Annotated in this window: 16 protein-coding genes; 8 read left to right on the top strand and 8 right to left on the bottom strand. The window is 64.2% G+C overall.

Annotation, left to right across the window (positions count from 1 at the left end):
* The first annotated feature begins 88 nt into the window (after positions 1-88).
* Genes J5J83_RS21765 through J5J83_RS21755 form a run of 3 tightly spaced genes read left to right on the top strand, consistent with a single transcriptional unit; the run spans position 89 to position 3119 of the window.
* Positions 89-1969 (top strand): methanol/ethanol family PQQ-dependent dehydrogenase, encoded by a 1881-nt coding sequence (locus J5J83_RS21765; RefSeq protein WP_212352237.1) that lies wholly within the window; start codon positions 89-91, stop codon positions 1967-1969.
* 50 nt (positions 1970-2019) lie between these two features.
* Complete coding sequence (locus J5J83_RS21760; protein WP_212352235.1) at positions 2020-2604, top strand: pentapeptide repeat-containing protein; 585 nt, start codon at positions 2020-2022, stop codon at positions 2602-2604.
* A gap of 11 nt (positions 2605-2615) precedes the next feature.
* Complete coding sequence (locus J5J83_RS21755; RefSeq protein ID WP_212352233.1) at positions 2616-3119, top strand: c-type cytochrome; 504 nt, start codon at positions 2616-2618, stop codon at positions 3117-3119.
* 216 nt (positions 3120-3335) lie between these two features.
* On the opposite strand, the gene J5J83_RS21750 is transcribed toward J5J83_RS21755, so the two are convergent.
* Complete coding sequence (locus J5J83_RS21750) at positions 3336-5135, bottom strand: methanol/ethanol family PQQ-dependent dehydrogenase (RefSeq protein WP_212352232.1); 1800 nt, start codon at positions 5133-5135, stop codon at positions 3336-3338.
* A gap of 335 nt (positions 5136-5470) precedes the next feature.
* On the opposite strand from J5J83_RS21750, the gene J5J83_RS21745 reads away from it, so the two are divergent.
* From J5J83_RS21745 to J5J83_RS21725, 5 genes are read left to right on the top strand one after another with little or no spacing between them, the layout of a single operon-like run.
* Positions 5471-6265: a quinoprotein dehydrogenase-associated SoxYZ-like carrier gene (locus J5J83_RS21745; protein ID WP_212352231.1), complete on the top strand. Its 795-nt coding sequence runs from the start codon at positions 5471-5473 to the stop codon at positions 6263-6265.
* 44 nt (positions 6266-6309) lie between these two features.
* A complete protein-coding gene (locus tag J5J83_RS21740; RefSeq protein WP_249116113.1) occupies positions 6310-7272 on the top strand; it encodes a quinoprotein relay system zinc metallohydrolase 1 in 963 nt (320 codons plus the stop codon).
* Positions 7269-9659 (top strand): TonB-dependent receptor, encoded by a 2391-nt coding sequence (locus J5J83_RS21735; protein WP_212352229.1) that lies wholly within the window; start codon positions 7269-7271, stop codon positions 9657-9659. The genes J5J83_RS21740 and J5J83_RS21735 overlap by 4 nt, the downstream gene beginning before the upstream one ends.
* Before the next feature lie 4 nt (positions 9660-9663).
* The gene (locus J5J83_RS21730; protein ID WP_212352228.1) at positions 9664-11034 is read left to right on the top strand and encodes a histidine kinase; all 1371 of its coding nucleotides are present in this window, start codon (positions 9664-9666) and stop codon (positions 11032-11034) included.
* The gene (locus J5J83_RS21725; RefSeq protein WP_212352227.1) at positions 11031-11675 is read left to right on the top strand and encodes a response regulator transcription factor; all 645 of its coding nucleotides are present in this window, start codon (positions 11031-11033) and stop codon (positions 11673-11675) included. The genes J5J83_RS21730 and J5J83_RS21725 overlap by 4 nt, the downstream gene beginning before the upstream one ends.
* A 21-nt stretch (positions 11676-11696) precedes the next feature.
* Here the strand turns inward: J5J83_RS21725 and J5J83_RS21720 are convergent, their stop codons facing one another.
* The 7 genes from J5J83_RS21720 to J5J83_RS21690 all read right to left on the bottom strand — a co-directional run bounded on the left by J5J83_RS21720 (position 11697) and on the right by J5J83_RS21690 (position 21263).
* Entirely contained in the window at positions 11697-12818 is a 1122-nt protein-coding gene (locus tag J5J83_RS21720; RefSeq protein ID WP_212352226.1) for an ABC transporter permease, read from the bottom strand.
* A complete protein-coding gene (locus tag J5J83_RS21715) occupies positions 12815-13753 on the bottom strand; it encodes an ABC transporter ATP-binding protein (protein ID WP_212352224.1) in 939 nt (312 codons plus the stop codon). The genes J5J83_RS21720 and J5J83_RS21715 overlap by 4 nt, the downstream gene beginning before the upstream one ends.
* A 1-nt stretch (position 13754) precedes the next feature.
* Positions 13755-14753 (bottom strand): HlyD family efflux transporter periplasmic adaptor subunit, encoded by a 999-nt coding sequence (locus J5J83_RS21710; protein WP_249115813.1) that lies wholly within the window; start codon positions 14751-14753, stop codon positions 13755-13757.
* A 112-nt stretch (positions 14754-14865) separates the two neighbouring features.
* Complete coding sequence (locus J5J83_RS21705) at positions 14866-15792, bottom strand: diguanylate cyclase (RefSeq protein WP_212352222.1); 927 nt, start codon at positions 15790-15792, stop codon at positions 14866-14868.
* A complete protein-coding gene (locus J5J83_RS21700; protein ID WP_212352212.1) occupies positions 15785-18559 on the bottom strand; it encodes an ATP-binding protein in 2775 nt (924 codons plus the stop codon). Before J5J83_RS21700 ends, J5J83_RS21705 begins: the two co-directional genes overlap by 8 nt.
* Positions 18546-19118: a YfiR/HmsC family protein gene (locus J5J83_RS21695; protein WP_212352210.1), complete on the bottom strand. Its 573-nt coding sequence runs from the start codon at positions 19116-19118 to the stop codon at positions 18546-18548. The genes J5J83_RS21700 and J5J83_RS21695 overlap by 14 nt, the downstream gene beginning before the upstream one ends.
* A gap of 201 nt (positions 19119-19319) precedes the next feature.
* On the bottom strand, positions 19320-21263 hold the full coding sequence (locus J5J83_RS21690; RefSeq protein ID WP_212352207.1) for a carotenoid biosynthesis protein: 1944 nt from the start codon (positions 21261-21263) through the stop codon (positions 19320-19322).
* Positions 21264-21276 lie beyond the last annotated feature (13 nt).

Here is a 21276-nt window from a genome sequence, read left to right as displayed (position 1 = left end):
GCCTCTGATACTGACCCTGCCATCCGAACGTGGCTCTGTGAGCCCTTCGGACTCGGAGGAAATCAAACCAGGAGGCCAGGAGCAAACAATGAAAATCCCGAAAACCCCGTCGTTCAAGCCGACGTCCATCGCCCTTGCGTTGTCTGCGGTGCTATCGATGCCCGTCGCGGCCTCAACCGATGTCACCTGGAACGACATTGCCAACGACGACAAGACCCCGTCCGATGTTCTGTCCTACGGTCTCGGCCTCAAAGCGCAGCGTCACAGCCCCCTCACGCAAATCAACACCAAGACCGTCGCCAATCTCGTGCCGGCCTGGAGCTTCTCCTTCGGCGGCGAAAAACAGCGCGGCCAGGAGGCTCAGGCGCTGGTCCATGATGGCGTGATCTATGTCACCGCCTCTTATTCGCGCTTCTTCGCGATCGATGCCAAGACCGGCAAGCGTCTGTGGGAATACCAGTACCGACTGCCCGAGGACATTCGCCCTTGCTGCGACGTGGTCAACCGTGGCCCCGCGATCTACGGTGACAAGGTCTACTTCGGCACGCTGGATGCGGCCATCGTGGCGCTGAACAAGGATACGGGCAAGGTCGTCTGGAAGAAGAAGTTCGGTGACCACAAAGTGGGCTACACCATGACCGGTGCCCCCTTCGTCATCAAGGACCAGAAGAGCGGCCGCGTGTTGCTCGTCCATGGCTCGTCGGGCGACGAGTTCGGCGTGGTGGGTTGGCTGTTCGCGCGAGATCCGGACACTGGCGAAGAGGTGTGGGCGCGCCCGATGGTGGAAGGGCACATGGGCCGCCTTAACGGCAAGGACAGCACCCCGACCGGAGATCCCAAGGCACCGAGCTGGCCCGACGATCCGACGTCTGCAACCGGCAAGGTTGAAGCATGGAGCCACGGCGGCGGCGCCCCGTGGCAGACCGCAAGCTTCGACATCGACAACAATATGGTGGTGATCGGTGCCGGCAACCCCGCCCCCTGGAACACTTGGAAACGCACCGCCCCCGGCGACGATCCACGTAACTGGGACAGCCTGTTCACCTCGGGTCAGGCCTACGTGGATGCCAGCACCGGCGAGCTGAAGGGCTTTTTTCAGCACACCCCGAACGATGCGTGGGACTTCTCCGGCAACAACTCGGTGGTCCTGTTCGAATACAAGGACCCGAAGAACGGCAAGACGGTGAAAGCGTCAGCTCACGCTGACCGCAACGGCTTCTTCTTCGTCACCGACAGGGAGAAACTTGCCAACGGTGCCGGCTATCCCAACAAACCCACGTCCCTGATCGGCGCGTGGCCTTTTGTAGACGGCATCACCTGGGCCTCGGGCTTCGACCTCAAGACCGGCAAGCCCATTGAAAAGGGTAACCGCCCGCCCGAACCCAAAGAAGGGGCTGACAAGGGGGATTCAGTCTTCGTCTCCCCCCCGTTCCTCGGCGGCACGAACTGGATGCCCATGTCGTACAGTCCAGATACCGGCCTGTTCTACATCCCCGCCAACGAATGGGCGATGGACTATTGGACCGAACACCTTACCTACAAGGCGGGATCGGCCTATCTCGGCCAGGGCTTCCGCATCAAGAAACTCCATGACGACCACGTGGGCGTGTTCCGCGCGATCGACCCCAGGACCGGCAAGATCGTATGGGAACACAAGGAGACTTTCCCGTTGTGGGCCGGCACGCTCACCACCGCTGGGGGCCTGTTGTTTTCGGGAACATCGGACGGCTACGTGAAGGCGCTCGACGCAAAAACCGGCGACGAACTGTGGAAGTTCCAGACCGGCTCCGGCGTCGTGTCGGTACCGATCACCTGGGAGATGGACGGCGAACAATATATCGGCATCCAGTCCGGATACGGCGGCGCGGTACCGCTGTGGGGTGGTGATATGGCCGACCTGACCAAACAAGTCACTCAGGGTGGCTCGTTCTGGGTCTTCAAGCTGCCCAAAATGATTGCTGCGAAGTAAGCCGTCGCGGGCGGCCACAATCCGCCCGCTGCCCTCAAGGAACGCCCGACATGAACCGAACAGCATGTTTCGCCGCACTGCTTGCGCTGTGCGCTTCACCCCCGGCAACGGCGAACGAGCGCGTGCAGGAAAGCGCGACCACTGTCATCAATGGCTGCCCGATCTGGCCATACACCCGCTGTCCGGGTGCCGACCTGCGCCACGCGGACCTGGTCGGCAAGAACCTCGCTGGAGCCGATTTGCGCGGGGCCGATCTCACACGTGCCGACCTACGCGCTGCAAACCTGGCCGGCGCCAACCTGGAAGGCGCCAACCTTACCGCGGCACGCCTGGAGAAAGCCAGCGCCCCCTCCGCGATCTTCCGCCGGGCGACGCTCGTGGGCACAAATCTGGAAGCTGCCCGCCTGATGCGCGCCGACTTCTCGGACGCAAACCTTACGGGCGCAAGCCTCGAATACGCCCGTCTCAACTTCGCGTGGTTCGAGCGCGCCCAACTGATCGCCACCGAATTGCAGGAAGCCAAATTCGTCACCGTGAATCTGCGCGGTGCGCACATGGAGGGCTGCCATACCCGCTTCACGATCTTTCCCGACTCCGATTTCGAGGGCTGCCAAGGCTGCCCGAGCGGCTGGTAGGACCGCACCCAATGTCCCTGCATACCCTGATTTTCGCTGCCAGTCTGACACTCGGCCTGATATGCGCCGCCAATGCACGCGGGATCGTGGTCCACTCACCCGAGGTGAATACGACCGCACTTCCTCGCCTGACCCACCACGATGAGGAGCGGAACCCCTACCGCGGCAATGACGCAGCAATCACGATCGGCCGCACGGCGTTCAACCAGACATGTGCGCAGTGCCACGGCACCGATGCAGACGCCCACGCCTCGCCCGCGCCGGACCTGCGTCGTGTCGGCCGCGCCTGTGCGCGCGTGAGCGAACCCGAACTCAAAGCGCGCTGCACCAGCGACGCCGACTACTATTTCCGGAAAAGTGCGGAAGAAGGCAAGGTCAAGGTCGGCATCGTGCATATGCCCCCGTGGAAGGATGTGCTCTCGCTCGAACTCATCTGGGCGATCCGCAGCTTTGTAGAGTCTCCACTGGCCGCGCAGACGGGCCGCGATCCGGATTCGCCCGAGCTGGCGCACTAGGACGCCGGGTCCGTGAACAAAGCGATCCTGCTCCCCGACGGCTTCACTCGAGCCAGCCACAACTGGAGCCAGCCGGGCTGGAGCCCGCACCCAGTCCAGGCACACAGGACCGATCTCCTCGTCGAACGGAGCCGCTCGAAAAATGCGAAAAGCCCCGCCAGCGCTCGCCAGCGGGGCTCCGTGGGTACGCCACCCGTTACGGATGGCTGCCGCAGCTTAGCTCTTGTGCAGCTTGAACACCCACACCGAACCGCCCTGCTCGAGCGTGTTCACACGGCGGGCAACATCGCCGCCCCACAGCGGCACCGCACCGCCCCAACCCGACACGACCGCAATGTACTGCTCGCCATTCTCTTCCCAGGTCACGGGCGGCGCGATGACGCCGGAGCCGGTCTGGAACTGCCACACTTCTTCACCCGTAGTGGCATTGATCGCCTTCAGGTAGCCCTCGGGCGTACCGTAGAACACCAGATTGCCGGCAGTCGTCATCACGCCACCCCACAATGGGGCATTGTTCTTGACTTCCCACACGATCTTTCCGGACACGGGATCGACCGCACGCAGCGCACCGATGTAATCCTCATACAACGGCTTGATGGTGAAACCGGCACCGAGGTAGGCCGCACCACGCTTGTACGACACGGGCTCGTTCCAGATGTCCATGCCCCACTCGTTGGCCGGCACGTAGAAGTAGCCGGTCTTCGGGCTGTAGGCCATTGGCATCTGGTTCTTGCCACCGAGGAAGGACGGCGCGGCGAACACCACTGCCCCCTTGTGTCCATCGCCACCACCTTCGGTGAAGGGGTTGCCCGGACGCTTGTCGTCGTTGTACATCGGACGCCCGGTCTTGAGGTCGTACCCCTTGGACCAGTCGATGCGGCTGACGAAAGGGAAGGCATTGAGCAGCTTGCCGTTGGTACGGTCATTGACGAGGAAGAAGCCGTTACGGTCTGCCTTGCCACCGGCCTTCACCATCTTGCCGGTCTTCGGATCGTTGTACTCGAAGGAGATGAACTCGTTCACCCCGTCGAAGTCCCATCCGTCATGCGGCGTACCCTGGAAGTGCCAGACGATCTTGCCGGTATCCGGATCGATCGCAAGCGTCGACGACGAATACAGGTTGTCGCCCGGACGCAGCCAGCTGTTCCACGGCGAAGGGTTGCCGGTACCGATGTAGATCAGGTTGGCTTCCGGATCGTAGTAGGCGGCCTGCCACGGTGCAGCGCCACCCGTCTTCCACAGGTCACCCGGCCAGGTCGCGTTGGTCTTGCCGGAAATGCCGTTGTCGATGGCCTTGCCGTCCTTGTCGTACTTGTGACCCATGTGGCCTTCGACGGTCGGACGGCTCCAGATCAGCTTGCCGGTCTTGGCGTCACGTGCATCCACGCGGCCGACAATACCGAACTCACCGCCTGAGGTGCCAGTGATGACCATACCCTTGACGATCTGCGGTGCGGCGGTAAACGAATAGCCCGCCTTGTAGTCGTCGATCGTCTCGCGCCACACCACCTTGCCGGTGTCCTTGTCCAGCGCCACCAGCTTGGCATCGAGCGTGCCAAAGATCACCAGGTTGCCGTAGATCGCGGCACCACGGTTGATCACATCGCAGCAGGGCATGATGCCGTCAGGCAGGCGGGCTTCGTATTTCCACAGTTTCTCGCCGGTCTTGGCGTCGAGCGCGAACAGGCGGCTGTAAGAAGCGGTCACGTACATCTTGCCGTCGAAGATGATCGGCTGCGACTGTTGTCCGCGCTGCTTCTCGCCCCCGAAGGAGAACGACCACGCCGGAACGAGATCCTTGACCGTGTCGGTATTGATCTGGGTCAGCGGGCTGAAACGCTGACCTTTCGTACCCAGACCATGAGTCACCACCTGGGTGGTGATGGTGGCGTCATTGACGATGTCGGCGTCGGTGACTTCCTTTGCCATCGCCTGGGTCGCCCCCAGCACCAGCAACGCGCCAGCAATCATGCTGAGCCGACGCGGTGCGGCAGAAATCCTTGGTGTTTTTTTCATCAGTTTCCTCCTTGGTCTCTCGGTATGTGTATCCGGCAAGCCCTGACAGGTCTGCATGAACCTGCGAGCCTCCAGCGACCCTGTTCGCAAGCTGCATGCCATGGCCCCATTTCCTGTCGTGCTGTCACAGTGACAGGTGACGCCTGTGCCAAATCAAGGCAGATGCTCCAAAACTGAACAGCAACATGCTTTACTCGCGCCGGCACAACGACGGGCAGGCATGCCTCGACGCGTGGCCCTCTCCCCTGTAGGCCAGCCTCACCCATGTGGCACAGGCTTTGCGTACATTTCACTATAGAACGGCGCGGCACGTACCGCGCCCATGAGGAGACACGATGCAACTGAAAAGCATGATCGCCGCAACGACGCTGGCGCTCATCCTCGGCCCGCTTGCCTGCACGGCGACTGCCGCGGCGACCGCACCCGCCGCTGCCGACCCGCTCGACTCGGCACGCTGGCACGACATGCAGCGCGAGTTCTTCCGCGACGAACGGGTCGTGTTCGACGAACGCGTCAAGGTATCTGCGCCGGGCACCGCCGAAGATGCGATGAATGTGCCGGTGCTGGTCGACGCGAGCGCACTGCCGGGCGTCGAGGAAGTGCTGGTATTCGCCGATTTCAATCCGATCGTCAAGGCGCTCAGCTTCGAGCCGGGACAGGCGCGCAGCGTGCTCGGCTTTCGTCTCAAGCTGCAGCAATCGACTCCGGTGCGCGCAGCCGCCCGCACCGCGGACGGCCTGTGGCATGTCGGCGGCACCTGGGTCAACACCACGGGTGGCGGCTGCACGCTGCCCTCCACCGGCAACGGCTCTCCCGAATGGCAGCAACGCCTGAACGAAGTCAGCGCACGCGTGTGGCCACGGGTCGACGGCGGCAAGCGGCTGCGCCTGCAGGTGATTCATCCAATGGATACCGGGCTGGCGGCCGGCATTCCGGTGTTTCACATCGACGAGCTGCGCATCAGCCTGCCCGGCAACGAACGCCTGATGACGATCTATCCGGCAGAGCCGGTATCCGAAAACCCGCTCTTCACCATCGACGCGCCGCCCGGCATCATCGGCGACGGGGTCCTGACGGTCAGCGGCCGGGACAATAACGGCAACCGTATCCAGGCCGAGGTGAAACCATGACCCGCGCCCGGGCCCGGCGCATCGATGCGCTGCTGTGCAGGCTCATGGCAGGCCTGATCGGCGCCGCCACAGCCCTTTCCTGCGCAGCCGCCGATTTCGACTACCAGCTGGCCCCCGAGCGCATTGCCGATGGCGTCTATGTGCTGGTCGGGCGCACCGAGGATTTCTCCTTCGACAACGGCGGCAACATCGTCAATACCAGCTTCATCGTGGGCGACAGCGGCGTCACCGTGATCGACACCGGCTCATCGAAACGTTACGGCGAGCAACTGCGTGCCGCCATTGCCCGCATCACACCACTGCCCATCACGCTGGTGATCAACACCCACCACCACCCCGATCATTTCCTCGGCAATCAGGGATTCGCCACCGCCATACTGGCGGCAACACCGACGACGACACACGGCATCGAGACCGAAGGCCCGGCATTTCTCGACAACATGTACCGCCTCAACGGCGACTGGATGCTTGGCACCGAGGTCGTCGTGCCAGGCGCCACGCTGGAACCCGGCCGCATCGACAGTGGCGGACGCAAGCTCGAGATTCTCACTTTCGACGGTCACACCGCGTCCGACCTCGTCGTGCGCGACATCCGTACCGGCACCCTGTTTGCATCCGACCTGGTGTTCAATGGCCGCGCGCCCACCACGCCGCATGCGGACATCGCCACCTGGCTGGAAGCCCTCGACCGCCTGCAGCAGATCCCCTTCTCCCACCTCGTGCCCGGGCATGGTGCCATTGCCACCGACACCAGACCCATCGAGCAGACCCGCCGCTACCTGCAATGGCTGTCAAGAACCATTGCCGAAGGCGCCGAGCAGGGCCTGGACATGACCGAGATGCTGGAAAAACCCGTGCCGGCCGAATTTGCGGGACTGGCGGTCGTGGACAAGGAATACCGGCGCTCGGTCGTGCACCTCTTCCCTCAGGCCGAACTGGCGGCGCTGCGGGCCGCATCCGCGCGCAAGGCAATGGCGTCCCCAACTTTCGAACACATCGCCAAATGACACAGCGCACTACACGTCGACGCTTGGGCAAACCGCTGTGCATCGCACTCGCCGCGGCATTTCCTGCGGTTGTGCACTGTGCCGACGCCACCCTCGGAAAAGTCGAAGTCGTGGCGACGACGCCTCTGCCCGGCCTCGACGTCCCGCGCGATCAGGTGCCAAGCAACGTCCAAACCGTCACCGCCGACGCCCTCCGTGCCAAACAGAGCCTGAGCCTGCCCGACTTCATGGGCGATCGACTGCCCGGCGTCAACATCAACGAAACACAGGGCAATCCGTTCCAGCCCGACGTGAACTATCGCGGCTTCTCCGCCTCGCCGCTGCTCGGCACCCCGCAGGGACTCTCGATCTATCTCGATGGCGTCCGGGTGAATGAGCCCTTCGGCGATACCGTGAATTGGGACCTCATCCCCCGCGTCGCCCTCGACTCGGTGACGCTGATTCCGGGCTCCAATCCGGTATTCGGACTCAACACCCTCGGCGGGGCGCTATCGCTGCGTACCAGGAGCGGCTTCACCCATCCGGGCGGAGCGGCCAGCATGCGGACCGGCGCCTTCGGCCGCAGCGCACTGGAAGTGGAACAGGGCGGGCACAGCGGCGACTCCGCCTACTACCTCGCGGCGGACCTGTCGCGCGAAGACGGCTGGCGCGACCGTTCGCCGTCCGAGCTCAGACAGGTGTTCGGCAAACTGAGCCAACGTTTCGACAACGGCGAGATCGACCTCACCCTGATGCGGGCCGACACCGACCTCACCGGCAACGGCCTGGTGCCCGAGTCCATGCTTGCGCGCCGCCGCAGCGCGATCTTCACCCACCCGGACAACACCCGCAATGCGATGACGCTGGTCGCCCTGTCGGGCAGCCTCTGGGTGGACGAGCGCAACAGCCTCTCCGCAACGCTCTACCATCGCCAGACCCTGACGCGTACGCTCAACGGCGACGCCAACGATGACTTCGAGGACGGCCCCAACAACGGCGACTGCGAAGCCGACGACTTTGGGGCCGGCTCGGCCGACGAAAGCCGATGCCTGGCCGCCAACGCAGCCGGCGGCTTCAATGTCGACAGTGGTGCCAATAACCGCACCCGAAACCGCCAGCATGCGCAGGGGCTGGCGCTGCAATGGATCCACGAGGCGGACGCCAGCACGCTGGCCATCGGACTTACCCACGACCGCAGCCGCAGCGACTTCAGCCAGAGCGCCCAGACCGGTGTGCTCGGCGCCAGCCGTGGCGTCGTGCCCGGCAGCGACATCGAAGAAGAGAACAGCCTCGATGGACAAACGCGCACCACCAGCGTCTATGCCACCGATACCTGGTCGCTGTCGCCGGCGCTGCATCTCACCGCCTCGGCACGCTACAACGAAACCCGAGTCATCAACCGCGACCGTCTCAATCCCGATTACCCCAATCTGGACGGCGACTTTACCTATCGCAAGCTCAACCCCGCGCTGGGGCTCAGCTGGCAGGCGGCCGAAAGCCTGACCGTCTATGGCGGCATGTCCCAGGGCAACCGCGCCCCCTCGCCCATCGAACTGGGCTGTGCCGACCCCGACAACCCGTGCACCCTGCCCAACGCGCTGGCCGCAGACCCCTACCTGAAACAGGTCGTGGCGCGCAGCATCGAACTTGGCGTACGCGGCAGGCTGGCCAATGGTCCGAGCTGGAACGCCGGACTGTATCGCACCATCAACCATGACGACATCCTGTTCGTCGGCACCTCGACGAGCGCCGGCTATTTCACCAACTTTGTCCGCACCCGCCGCCAGGGGGCCGAACTCGGCGTATCCGGTCAGCGCGGCGTGTTGAGCTGGGAAGCCAATTACAGCTTTGTGCAGGCGACCTTCCAGTCGTCGGCCTGCCTGCTCGCCGCCGACAACAGCAGTCGTGGTCAAGCGACCGCCTGCACCGCCAATGGCCAGGACGACGAGATCCTGGTCGGCAAGGGCGATCACCTGCCCGGCATCCCCGCCCACAGCCTCAAGCTCTCACTGGCATGGCAGGCCACCTCGGCGCTGCGCCTGATCACCGACGTCGTCGGCTTCTCGTCCCAGTATGTGCGCGGCAACGAAAACAATGCGCACGTCCGCGGAGAAGCGACCGACGTCTTCGGCACCACCCGCAACTTCGACGGCAAGGGCAGGATCCCGGCCTACGCGCTGCTCAATCTTGCGGCCGACATGTCACTCGGTGGCGGCTGGACACTGTTTGGCCGCATCAACAATGTTTTCGACCGCAAGTACGCCAGCGGTGGCGCGCTGGCCGAGAATCCCTTCGACGCCGCCGGCAGCTTCCTGACCGGCTCGAGCAACTGGCGCCACGAAACCTTCGTCGCCCCCGGTGCGCCGCGTTCGGGCTGGATCGGTTTGCGTTATCAATGGGAGAGCTGACACCATGCATGCACGCGGCAGTCTTCACACCCGGATCAGTCTGGTCATCACCGCCCTGCTCGCAGTCGCCATGCTCGCGACGGCCGCCGTGTGGATACGCGAAACCCGCAATGCCATCCACGAGGAGATGGAAGCGGCAAACCGGGTGGCGAGCCAGTGGCTGGCAGTGCTCGTGGCCGAGAGCCGCCGTTCGCCGACCGGCGGCGAAGATCGCCTGATGAGCGCGCTGCGCGAGGTCGGCCGCCTGCGCGCCCACATGCTGGAGGTGAAGACCGCCGCGGGCGCGGCCGAGCCGCTGTATCGCTCACCGGAACCGACCTACAAGGCCGGACGCAGTGCGCCCGACTGGTTCGCCGCACAGGTGACCCCCACGCTCGCCGTACGCCACTTCGACGCCGGCCACCTGCAACTGAGCCTCACGCCCGATCCCTCGCGCTCGGTGCTCGACGCCTGGGATGACCTCAGCGGACTCATCGGCTGGGGGCTTGCGATCCTGCTGTTGGCGTGGATGGGCAGCCATGTCGCGCTCGATCGCGCGCTGCGGCCGCTGCGTGAGATCGGCGACGCCTTTGCCCGCGGCGCGGACGGCCTTTTCGACCGCCGCTTGCCCGCGGTCGGGGCGCCGGAGCTCGATCATCTCGCCCAGAGCTACAATCGCCTCGCCGACAGGCTGGATGACAGTCTCGCCGACAACACCCGACTCGAAGCCAGCCAGCGCTTCAACCTTGCCCTGCAGGCGCGACTCGAGGACGAGCGCCGCGCAATCGCCCGCGAACTGCACGATGAACTCGCGCAGGGTATCACCGCCGTACGCGCCATCGCCGGAGCCATCCAGCAGCGCAGCGCCGACCAGCCGGGCATCCACGGCAGCGCCCAGGCCATCGTCGCCATGGCGGGCCAGATGCACGACGGCGTACGCGCCATCCTGCAGCGCCTGCGCCCGCCTAACCCTGTCGACGGCGGTGTGGACGAGGCGGTACAGCAGCTGTGCGCGCAGTGGCGCACGCTTCACCCCGGCATCCACCTCGACTGCCGCACCGATGCGCCTGCCGCAGCGGTGGACACCGCCGTACAGCACACCATCCAGCGCCTGCTCCAGGAGAGTCTGACCAACGTGGTACGTCACGCCGGCGCAAGCCGGGTCGACGTCTCGCTGCATTGCGACGCCAGGGCCATCGAACTTCGCATTGCCGACAATGGCTGCGGCCTGAGCCGCGCATGCACCGACAGCCGGCCGCGCTACGGCCTGACCGGCATGCATGAACGTACCCTCGAGCTTGGCGGTGAACTGTGTTTCGAACCCGCACCTTCGGGCGGCCTGAGCGTGCGTGCCACCCTGCCTCTGGTGCCAACGATGGAGATCACCTCGTCATGACTACACTGAACGGACTGCGTATCGTGCTCGCGGACGACCACACCATCGTCCGCATGGGATTCAGGCTACTGATCGAAGGCGCCGGCGGCACCGTCGTCGAGGAGGCGAACAGCGGCGAAACGGCCCTGAGTGCATATGCCGAGCACACACCCGAGGTGCTGGTGATGGATGTCTCGATGCCAGGCATGGGCGGGCTGGCCGCGCTTGAACGGCTGCTCGCCCGCCACCGTGGCGCGCGCGTGCTGATGCTGTCCGCACACGAGGACACGCAGATCCCGGCGCGCGCGCTGCAGGCTGGCGCGACCGGTTACCTGTCAAAACGCGCCCATCCGAACGAACTGCTCAAGGCCATTGCAGCCGTCTCCCGCGGCGAGCATTTCATCGACAGCGAACTCGCGCCGCGTCTGGCGATGGCCTGCATGGGCGGCAACAGCAACCCTGCATCCTCGCTGACGGCACGCGAATTCAATGTCTTCGTGCAATTGGCGCACGGGCGCTCGGTGGCCGACGTGGCCGCAACCCTCAAGCTCAGCAACAGTACGGTAGGCACCCACCTGTATCACATCAAGCAGAAACTCAACGCCGACAACGCGGCCGAACTCGCACTCATTGCGGTGCGTGCGGGGCTCGTCGAAGCCTGATTCGAACGCGCCGCACGCGCCTCAATCGAGCGTACGGCGGAAGGTCTTGAGCCCGACCACGAGCACGACGGCAATGAACAGCAGCAATGGCCATACCTGATCCCACAGCATGCCCATGTCGTTGCCCTTGAGCATGATGCCGCGCACCAGCACCAGGAAATGCGTCAGCGGCAGGGCATTGCCCACCACCTGCGCCCACTCCGGCATGCCGCGGAACGGAAACATGAAGCCCGACAACAGCATCGACGGGAGAAAGAAGAAGAAGGTCAGCTGCATGGCCTGCAACTGGTTGCGTGCAATCGAACTGAAGGTGATGCCAAGCGCAAGATTGGCAACGATGAACAGCAGCACCACGGCGTAGAGCACGAGCAGACTGCCATGCATCGGCACCTGGAAAATCCAGCGCGCCGCCAGCAGGATGAGCGTGACCTGTACCAGCCCGATGACAATGTAGGGCACGATCTTGCCCGTCATCACCTCCACCGGCGTCGCGGGCGTGGCCAGCAGATTCTCGAACGTGCCACGCTCGCGTTCGCGCGTCATCGCCAGCCCCGTCATCAACACCATGGTCATCGTCAGGATCACCCCCAACAGGCCCGGCACCACGTTGTAGGCGGTAATGCCTTCGGGGTTGTAACGGCGGTGTACTCTGAGATCCACCGCCGCCATACCCGGTCGCTGCACCCCCGGCAGATCGGGAGCGAACACCTCCGCGCCGAGATGGTTGAGTACCGAAATGGCGCCACCGGTCGCCATCGGGTCGGTGGCATCGGCCTCGACCAGCAGCACGGGGGACTTTCCACGCACCAGGTCGCGGTGAAAACCGGGCGGAAAGGTGACCACGAACTGCACCTGGCTGCGATCGAGCAGGCTATCGGCATCGCGCGCATCCACGGTGCCGACGATCCTGAAATAGTCGCTGTTGCGCATCGCCGCGACATAGGCGCGGGCGAAGGGGCCGGGGTCGGCCATGACGACCGCCGTCGGCAGGTGTCTGGGATCGGAATTGATCGCGAAGCCGAACAGCATCAACTGCATGATCGGAATACCGACGATCATGCCGAAAGTCAGGCGATCGCGGCGCAGCTGGATGAACTCCTTCAGCATGATGCCGAACCATCGCGACAGCGAGAATCCGTTCATTTGCCCCCCGCGAACGGATCCTGACTGTTCTGCATCAGGTAGATGAACGCATCCTCGAGGGATGCCGCAACAGCCGTCGCCGTCAGCCCCTTGCGCCGGGCAAAATCCTTCAGGCTCGCCTCCAGCGCCGCAGCATCCTTGCCACTGACATGCAGTGTGGCGCCGAAGCTTGCCACCAGATCCACCCCCGGCAAGTCGCCCAGTGTCTGCGCCAGGCCCTGCAGATGGGGACCGCTCAGGGACCAGGTACTGAGTTGCTGCGCCGCCACGACCTCATGCGCGGTACCGGAGGCCATCAACGCCCCATAGGCAATGTAGGCCAGGCGGTGGCAACGCTCGGCTTCGTCCATGTAGTGGGTCGACACCAGCACGGTGATGCCGGCCGCCGACAGACGATGAATCTCCTCCCAGAAATCACGCCTGGCCTTCGGGTCGACGCCCGCGGTAGGCTCGTCCAGCAGCAGCAGGCGGGGCTTGTGCTGCAGGCAGGCCGCCAGCGCAAGGCGCTGCTTCCAGCCGCCCGACAAGGTGCCGGCCAGTTGATCGCGCCGCCCGCCCAGACCGAGCTCGTCGAGCGTTCTCGCCACCACCTCGCGCCGCTGCGCCACGCCGAACATGCGCGCGACGAAATCCAGATTCTCGCCGATGGTGAGATCGTCCCACAGCGAAAATTTCTGCGTCATGTAGCCGACCTGACGCTTGATCGCGGCGCTCTCGGTCAGCACGTCGAGCCCGAGGCAGCTGCCGCGTCCACTGTCCGGAGTCAGCAGTCCGCACAACATGCGGATCGAGGTGGTCTTGCCGCTGCCATTGGGGCCGAGAAAGCCGAAAATCTCTCCTTGTCGCACCTGCAGCGACAGGTCCTTCACCACGTGCTTGTCGCCGAAATGCTTGTTGATGCCCTCGACATCGATCACCAGCGGCGCGGCCGTCATGTCAGCGCGCCACCGGATGCACGTCCACCGGCAGACCAGGACGCAGTTCGGCTGCATGCTCGGGCACCGCTTCGACCCGGAACACGAGCTTTTCTCGGCTGCCGCGGCTGTAGATCACCGGCGGTGTGTACTCCGCCTGCGGCGCGATGAAGTCGATGGTCGCGCGAACGGCGGCGGAGCAGCCATCACAACCGGCCTCGACGACCTGCCCCGGCTTCAGGCCGGCAAGCGCGGATTCCGGCACGAAGAAGCGCAGCCTACGCCGGTCGTCGGGCAGCAGGCTGACCACGGCAGCACCCGCGGGCACCCATTCGCCCGGGCGATAGTAGGTTTCGCTCACTTCACCAACGACTGGCGCAAGCACCGTCTTCATTTGCGCAGCCCAGCGCTTCTGCTCAACGACCGCCGTGGCTGCGCGCAAATCCGCTTCGGCGCCACGAACCTCCGACTGGCGCCCCACCGAGGCGCGGACACTGGCCAGTTGCTGGCGCGCGACGTCCACCTGCGCGGCAGCCCGGTCGAATGCGCTGCGGGCATCATCGAGCGCAGCCCTGGACACGAAGCGTTGCGCGGCCAGGGCCGTCTGTTGCTGCAAACGCGCACGACTCAGGCGCAAACCGGCCAGAGCGGCTTCGAGTTCGGCCTCGAGCGCAGCCACCTCGGGCGCGCGCCGTGGCGCCTTCAGATTCTCCACTTTCTCGCGCGCGGCCTGGGCGCGCGCCTCTGCTTCGGACAGCGCCTGCCCGTCCGGTTCGCTGGCGATCACGAACAGGGTCTGCCCTGCGCCAACCCGGCTTCCACGCGGCGTCGCAAGCGTATCCAGAAAACCGGGCTGCGGCGCCGACAGATACAGATACTCGCCTTCGACATAGCCCTGATAGCCGGCATCCTGCGCCGAGTCGCATCCGCCAAGCGCCCCGAGCGCACCCGGGAGCAATACCAGAAGCAGCGTCCTTCCGCCCATGCGCTTCATCATCAAGCCCCTGACCCGGTCATCCATCTCCTGCCACTCGACGAATTGAATATGCCCCGGCACATCCGGAGCCGCCTCCCGCTTTGCGGGACAGAATGACCTCCGGCGCCCTCATCTTCATCTTCGCAATTGAATGAGGCTAGCCGCCTGGCGCACCCACGAAGGCCGCACTGATCCGGTTTCGCCCGCCGCGCTTGGCGTCATAGAGCCTGCGGTCCGCTTCGACGATCAAATCGGTCGGGTTCGTTCGCTTGTTCGGCGCCAGCACCGCCAGACCAAGGCTGATACTCACCGTTGCCTGCACTGCCGGATGATCGTGCTGGATGGCCAATTCGGCAACGGCCGCACACATTCGACGACCAACGGTCTCCGCACCAACGAGATCCGCATCCGGCATCAGGCACACGAACTCCTCACCACCAAAGCGGGCAAACAGGTCTCCGGCACGTTTGACCTCCCTGCCAAGCACCTGCGCCAATCGTCTGAGACACACATCGCCGGCGGCGTGACCATGATGGTCGTTGTAGGCCTTGAAATGATCGACGTCGATCATGATCAGCGCCAGCGTCTGTTCGTTGCGCATCGTGGTGCGCCACGCTGTCTCCAGCGCCTCGTCGAAACAACGGCGATTGGCAACCTGCGTCAGTGCATCGACGGTTGAAAGGCGTTGCCAGTGGTCGCGCAGGCGCTTGAGCTCGACGTGGGTACGAATGCGCATCTTGAGGATCGCTGGCGAAAACGGTTTGGTAACGTAGTCGACGGCACCAATCCGCAAACCAAGGGCCTCATCGTCCTCCTCGCCCATCGCGGTGATGAAAATGACCGGGATGTCGCGGGTCAGATCACTTTCCTTGAGCTGCCTGCACACTTGGTAGCCATCCATGCCGGGCATCATGACATCGAGCAGGATGATATCGGGCCTGGCCTCTGCCGCTGCACGGCGCAAGGCCGACTCTCCGTCCGTGGCGACGACGACTTCGCAGTCGGGCGACAGCAGGTTGCCGAGCAGACTGATATTGGACCGTTCATCGTCCACGATCAGCACCCGGGGCTTGTCATCATTCATGTGTCTGCTCTCCCGAAATTCTGGCGAGTTGGCGCGCAAGCTCGGCCAGAGCCGCCTGTGCGGCCTCGAATTCGAATGCATGCACCCGTCGCGAAAGCTGCTGGTAGTGCTCGTTCAAGTGTCCCGCCAACGCGCGGGCCAACGGCTCGAGGCGTTGTACCGCGTCGAAATTGCCATCACGAAGTGCATGTGCCAGTGCCTCGATGCTGGCCGCCAGCGCCGCCTCGTCGAGCACGCCACGCTCGGAGATCGCAGGCGGCGGTGTCAGCGCGCCGATCGCGTCCACGAGTTGCATCAGTGCGGTCTCGACCACATCCAGCGCGGCATCGGCTGCCAGATCACCGCGTACCGCCCGCTCCAGTGCCAGCACGCTACGCTCCAGCACGCGGGCGCCGAGATTGCCAGCCGTGCCCTTGAGGTTATGGGCGATGCGCAGCGCTTCATCGGGTTGTCCTTGCAGGAAGGCATTGCGGATGCGACGAACGCTATCGGCATGATCCTCACGAAACTCGCACAACAATTGCACGTACAGGCCGCGCTTGTCGCCGGCGCGTGCCAGACCCGACTTCGTGTCAACGCCGGGCAGCGTAAACCCGGGCGCATCGGCTGCAACGTGCGGCAGGGCATCGACCTCGACAGGCCGTTCCGCAGTCGCTCCAGGCGGGAGCCAACGCGCCAGCGTACCGGCAAGCAACGCCGGATCCACGGGTTTGCTCAAATGATCGTTCATTCCCGCAGCAAGACATTGCTCACGATCCTCGTCGCGGCCGTGGGCGGTCATGGCGATGATCGGCAGGCCAGACAGGTCGTGCTCGGCGCGGATGGCGGCCGTGGCCTGGTATCCGTCCATGCGCGGCATCTGCAAGTCCATCAGCACCAGGTCGAAGTGATCCTGCGCGATAGCCTCCAGCGCGGCCATGCCGTCTCCCGCCACCCGCACCTCGAGTCCCATCCCGCCCAGAAGCTCGCACATGATGCGCTGGTTGGTCGAATTATCCTCGACGATCAGTACACGCGCACCGCGGCGCGGTATACCTCCTTCGGAGACGGCGGGAACATTCCGCGACACGCCGTGCTCGGGGGCGATCGTGAAATCCGCAGTAAACCAGAAGATGCTGCCACGACCGGGCTCGCTGCGCACACCGATCTGACCATCCATCAACGCCACCAGACTGCGGCAGATCGCAAGTCCCAGGCCAGTGCCACCATGCTTGCGAGTGATCGAACTGTCTGCCTGGGTGAAGGACTCGAACAGGCCGGGGATCGCCGCCTCGTCGATACCAATGCCGGTATCGCTGACTTCGAAGCACAAGGTCTCACCATCGCCCGAGCCCTGCTGCCTGGTGACACGCAACTGCACTCCGCCGGTCTCGGTGAACTTGAGTGCATTGCCGATCAGGTTGATCAATATCTGACGCAGTCGCTGCGGGTCGCCATTGATCCAGTCGGGCACATCGTCAGCGATTTCTGCGGTGATGCTCAGTCCGCGCTGATCGGCGAGCACGCCGAAGAGCTCGAGCAGGTCGCCAACGACCTTCGACAGCTGGAAGTCGATCCGCTCAAGCTCGAGCTTGCTGGCGTCGAGCTTCGAGAAATCGAGAATGTCGTTGATGACGGCGAGCAAGGAATCGGTGGCATTGCGAATGTTGCCGAGGTAGCTGCGCTGCTTGTCGCTGAGCGGCGTGCGCAAGGCCAGGTGACAGAAGCCGATGACCGCATTCAGCGGCGTACGAATCTCGTGGCTCATGTTGGCCACGAACAGGCTCTTGGCACGGGTGGCCGATTCGGCCGCCTCCTTGGCGTCCATCAGTTCCTGATGGATGCGCTTCAATGCGGTGATATCGGCGTAACTGAGGATGTGTGCCGGTTCGTCGAAGAAGCCGATGGCATAGGCGGAAGCCAGCACCCAGTGGTGTGCGCCCTGGCGATCGGTAAACTCGATCTCGCGACCGTCGACGCTGCGCGCATCCGCAAGCGGTCCGCACAGCGGCCGTTGCCCTGCGGCCTCGCCATGGAAGTCGCTGGCGCGCAGGCCGGGCAACGCCTCGGGCGAAACCCCGAACAGTTCGGCTGCGGCGCGATTGGCGCGCAGAATCTGGCAGTCGCTCTGGCGCGCCAATACCATCGGCACCGGCGCAACCTCGAACACCGCCCTCAAGTTGCGCTCACTGCGCACGATATTGCGCAGCAAGCTGACAACGGCCCACCAGATGCCGCCAATCACGACCAGCAGCACGGCAGCGCCGATCGACAGCTTGTCACGCACGTCCTGCTTCATCTCGCTCACAAACAGCAGATTGGCCTGGAAGTGGGCAATGCCGAGCAACTCTCGCGACTGCCTGGCATACAGCGGCACGTCTATCGCCAGACAGTCGGCACACTGCCCGCTCTCCTTGGCGATGTCGAACACGCCAGGTGGCGCGCGCACCACGTCGTAATCGATTTCCGTGCGCAGGGCGAGGAAAATCGGCTCGCCCGTCGTCGGATCGCGGGCAATGAGGATTTCGTCCATCACCCCGACCAGACGCCGCCGTGCTGCTTCGGAATCGCGCCCGCCGAGGGCATCGGCCAGCACGTGGGCCTGCGAGCTGGCCAGCGCGCTCGCGTTGGCACGGGCGTTGGCATCGAGTCGCGGCGCCAGCACCGCGAACCAGTAATACGCAATGAACACCGCCAGGCACGCCGCCAGTGCAAGGAACAAGGCGGTCACCGCGGCACCGGCGGGCAGTTTGATGCGGACCCGCCGCGTCATGTCAGCGCTGCTCATAACGCTCCGCAATCTTCAGGAAGAAAGGTTTGATCCGTACCCCCGCTGCGTCGATGGCGGTCGTGTTCACATAGGGCAGCACACGGTCGCTGACCACCAGCCCTGCGGCCACGCCGCGCTCCACGTCACCCGGAAATGGGGAGAAACTCAAGAGTTGGTGACGATGACTGAAATCAAGGACAGCGCCAATATCGTCGCCCAGGCGCTGGGCGACGAAGACGCCGGCGACCTTTGATTTTGCGTAGGCAGGCAACTGCGCGATCGACACCGGCTTCACCTGCACCGGAATGCCACGGATCTCACCCTTGTCCCGCAGTGTGGCAGCCAACTGGTCGACCAGCGCCGTCTCGTCGCGATGCACGAGCAGCAACAGCAACAGCCCCTCATTGCTGCGCTTGCTTCCAATGTCCTGATCAGCCGCCAGCACCGCCGGAAACAGGTTTATGCCGACCGTCACCCGGCGCGCGTCCTGCTCATCGGCGGCCATGGCGCCGAGCCAGGGCGACCCGGCAAACAGCAGCGCCGCCAGCAGGAAGGACAGGATGCGCCACAACGTCATCGCACACCGTCGCACCGCCGGTCGCAACCGGCGGGAAGGTGGTGAAAACAACTCGGCAGGCGCCGGTGCGTGACAATCCGTCTCAATCGTGCGCCCCACCCATGACCTGAGCCATATCCATGTTCTTCAACCCCGGTGAGCGAAACGGAAGCGCCCGCTATCACAAGGCAGGAACAAAGGGCGCTCCGCACAGCAGGACCATCAGAACGCCAATGTGCCTTCAACGCCCCGACAAAACCCGTTGAGCTCGACATAGGCCTTGCCCTGGCTTCCACCGCCTACGGAGGCGGCGCCTTCCCAGTATTCGGGCCCCGGCCACAGACCGTGCGTGGCGCGCAACTCCTGATCGCGCACCAACGGTTGAACGTCGAACGTCTCACCCTCGACGATAACACGCCAACCGGACGGATATACGCATCCGGTATGCGGACTGGTCCACCGGCCGAGCACCTCGACCTGGAACTGATGTCCGGCCAGCGCGCGGGTGTTTCCGTCGGCGTCGGTAATCGAGCCCGCGCGTTCGACTTTATTGGACTTGCCGAGAATGTCGTACAGCATGATCTGGCGGTTGTCGTCGAGCTCGATGGCGAACCACTGCCAGCCCTTGACGATGGCCTGGTAAAGCTCGCCGTACTGACGATCGAACCAGCTGCTGCCCTTGACGTGATAGGTCTTGCCATCGACCGTGATCGTGCCACGGGTCTGCATTCTGACCCGCGAGTAGTAGTAGGTATAGCCGCCGAATCGATAGGGATGGGCGTCACCGCCATAGTGCAGCACCGGCTCCTTGCTGGCCTCGAGTTCAAGATCGAGAACGTAGCCGTCAACCTCACTGTGCAGGCGATCGACGCGGTCGTCGCCCACTGCCCGGATGATGTCGCCGGGTCCGGCGCTCAGATCGAAGCGCTTGGCTGTTCGTCGCGGCAGGTGAAGAGCCAGGTGTTCGCCGAACCTGAACCGGTCGGCATCCACATCGGTAATCGCCACCTGTGTAAGCTGGTCGCGCATCACCAGAAAGCTGTCAAAACTGAAAAATACCACCTCGAAGCCGAAACGCCGGCCCTCTTCCGACTCAAGGTGGCCGGTCCAGTACCACCACTGCACATCCTGATTCGGCAGGAAGGCATCGTCGTTGGGCAGGCTCACCGGTCCGATCAAGCCTTTGCCGGGCGTAGCCACCATCCACCCCGCGCCGGCTACCACGCCGAGCACCAACATTGCCACGAGCCGTGTGCGCGAGGTCGACGCGGCGATCGAGACGCCCGCAGTTCTCGACGCCAATCCGAGCGCCTGTCGGCAAGGCCACAGAAACCCTGCCATGCCGAGCAGGGCGAAAGCCGGCAACACCAATACGAGCTCGGGCTTCAGCCGGTGCAGGCCGGTACCGAAGAGGATGACAAGGGAACTGCCGAACAGGAACACCGGTGGTGCCAGGACCCATCGATCGATCGGCGCGTCGCCGCGCAGGCGTGCTGCGCGGAACAGGAAGGGCAACAGCCACAGTCCGAAGAACGCCGCCACCAGCGTCTCGGGATCGACAATCGCCCTCGCTTCCAGCCACAGATACGCAATCATGATGCCCATGAAGGCCAGGAACGCCGGCACAATCGTAAGCCATGGCGCCAGCGCACGAAACCAGTCGCGCCGCGGCCCGAAGTGCGCAGCCACCTCCAGGCAGCCGGCATAGGACGCCACGATCACGAACCATCCCACGTAGTTTGTCCACGGGATGCCGAACCAGGCACCGGGCTCGGCCCAGACCCAGAACCCCAGTGAAACAAAGGCGGGATCCGACACGAAGTCGATCGACGTCGCCAGCAGCCCTGCCACCACCGGCACCCAGCGTGCGGGCACGGCGAGCGCACGAACCGTCGCCAGCACCGCATAGAGTATCGTGCCCCAACTGAGGACCACCCCAAGGGGTACCGGTCCGGGCAGTGCGACGAGCGCTTGGGTGTAATGATAGGGCGGTACCGCCTTCGAGACCTGCGAGTATTCGATCACGAAGCCGAACATGATCGCGGCGGGAATCACCCAGAACAGAGCACGCTGCTTGCGCCAGGCATGGATCAGCAACGCGGCGGTCAGGACGTAGTTGAGCGACTGCAGTACGACAAAGCCGGTCGATGGGTTCAAGGCGTGCATGGAGAACTTCCGG

This window comes from Azoarcus sp. L1K30, assembly GCF_018122735.1.
In the GTDB taxonomy this organism is placed as follows: Bacteria; Pseudomonadota; Gammaproteobacteria; order Burkholderiales; family Rhodocyclaceae; genus Parazoarcus.
Note: the sequence above shows the minus strand (reverse complement) of the source record. Positions and strands in the feature narration are given on the sequence as shown.

Excerpts from the sequence above, each read along its gene's own strand:
- J5J83_RS21765 (WP_212352237.1), top strand. The coding sequence starts at position 89 with ATGAAAATCCCGAAAACCCCGTCGTTCAAGCCGACGTCCATCGCCCTT.
- J5J83_RS21760 (WP_212352235.1), top strand. The coding sequence starts at position 2,020 with ATGAACCGAACAGCATGTTTCGCCGCACTGCTTGCGCTGTGCGCTTCA.
- J5J83_RS21755 (WP_212352233.1), top strand. The coding sequence starts at position 2,616 with ATGTCCCTGCATACCCTGATTTTCGCTGCCAGTCTGACACTCGGCCTG.
- J5J83_RS21750 (WP_212352232.1), bottom strand. The coding sequence starts at position 5,135 with ATGAAAAAAACACCAAGGATTTCTGCCGCACCGCGTCGGCTCAGCATG.
- J5J83_RS21745 (WP_212352231.1), top strand. The coding sequence starts at position 5,471 with ATGCAACTGAAAAGCATGATCGCCGCAACGACGCTGGCGCTCATCCTC.
- J5J83_RS21740 (WP_249116113.1), top strand. The coding sequence starts at position 6,310 with ATGGCAGGCCTGATCGGCGCCGCCACAGCCCTTTCCTGCGCAGCCGCC.
- J5J83_RS21735 (WP_212352229.1), top strand. The coding sequence starts at position 7,269 with ATGACACAGCGCACTACACGTCGACGCTTGGGCAAACCGCTGTGCATC.
- J5J83_RS21730 (WP_212352228.1), top strand. The coding sequence starts at position 9,664 with ATGCATGCACGCGGCAGTCTTCACACCCGGATCAGTCTGGTCATCACC.
- J5J83_RS21725 (WP_212352227.1), top strand. The coding sequence starts at position 11,031 with ATGACTACACTGAACGGACTGCGTATCGTGCTCGCGGACGACCACACC.
- J5J83_RS21720 (WP_212352226.1), bottom strand. The coding sequence starts at position 12,818 with ATGAACGGATTCTCGCTGTCGCGATGGTTCGGCATCATGCTGAAGGAG.
- J5J83_RS21715 (WP_212352224.1), bottom strand. The coding sequence starts at position 13,753 with ATGACGGCCGCGCCGCTGGTGATCGATGTCGAGGGCATCAACAAGCAT.
- J5J83_RS21710 (WP_249115813.1), bottom strand. The coding sequence starts at position 14,753 with ATGGATGACCGGGTCAGGGGCTTGATGATGAAGCGCATGGGCGGAAGG.
- J5J83_RS21705 (WP_212352222.1), bottom strand. The coding sequence starts at position 15,792 with ATGAATGATGACAAGCCCCGGGTGCTGATCGTGGACGATGAACGGTCC.
- J5J83_RS21700 (WP_212352212.1), bottom strand. The coding sequence starts at position 18,559 with ATGAGCAGCGCTGACATGACGCGGCGGGTCCGCATCAAACTGCCCGCC.
- J5J83_RS21695 (WP_212352210.1), bottom strand. The coding sequence starts at position 19,118 with ATGACGTTGTGGCGCATCCTGTCCTTCCTGCTGGCGGCGCTGCTGTTT.
- J5J83_RS21690 (WP_212352207.1), bottom strand. The coding sequence starts at position 21,263 with ATGCACGCCTTGAACCCATCGACCGGCTTTGTCGTACTGCAGTCGCTC.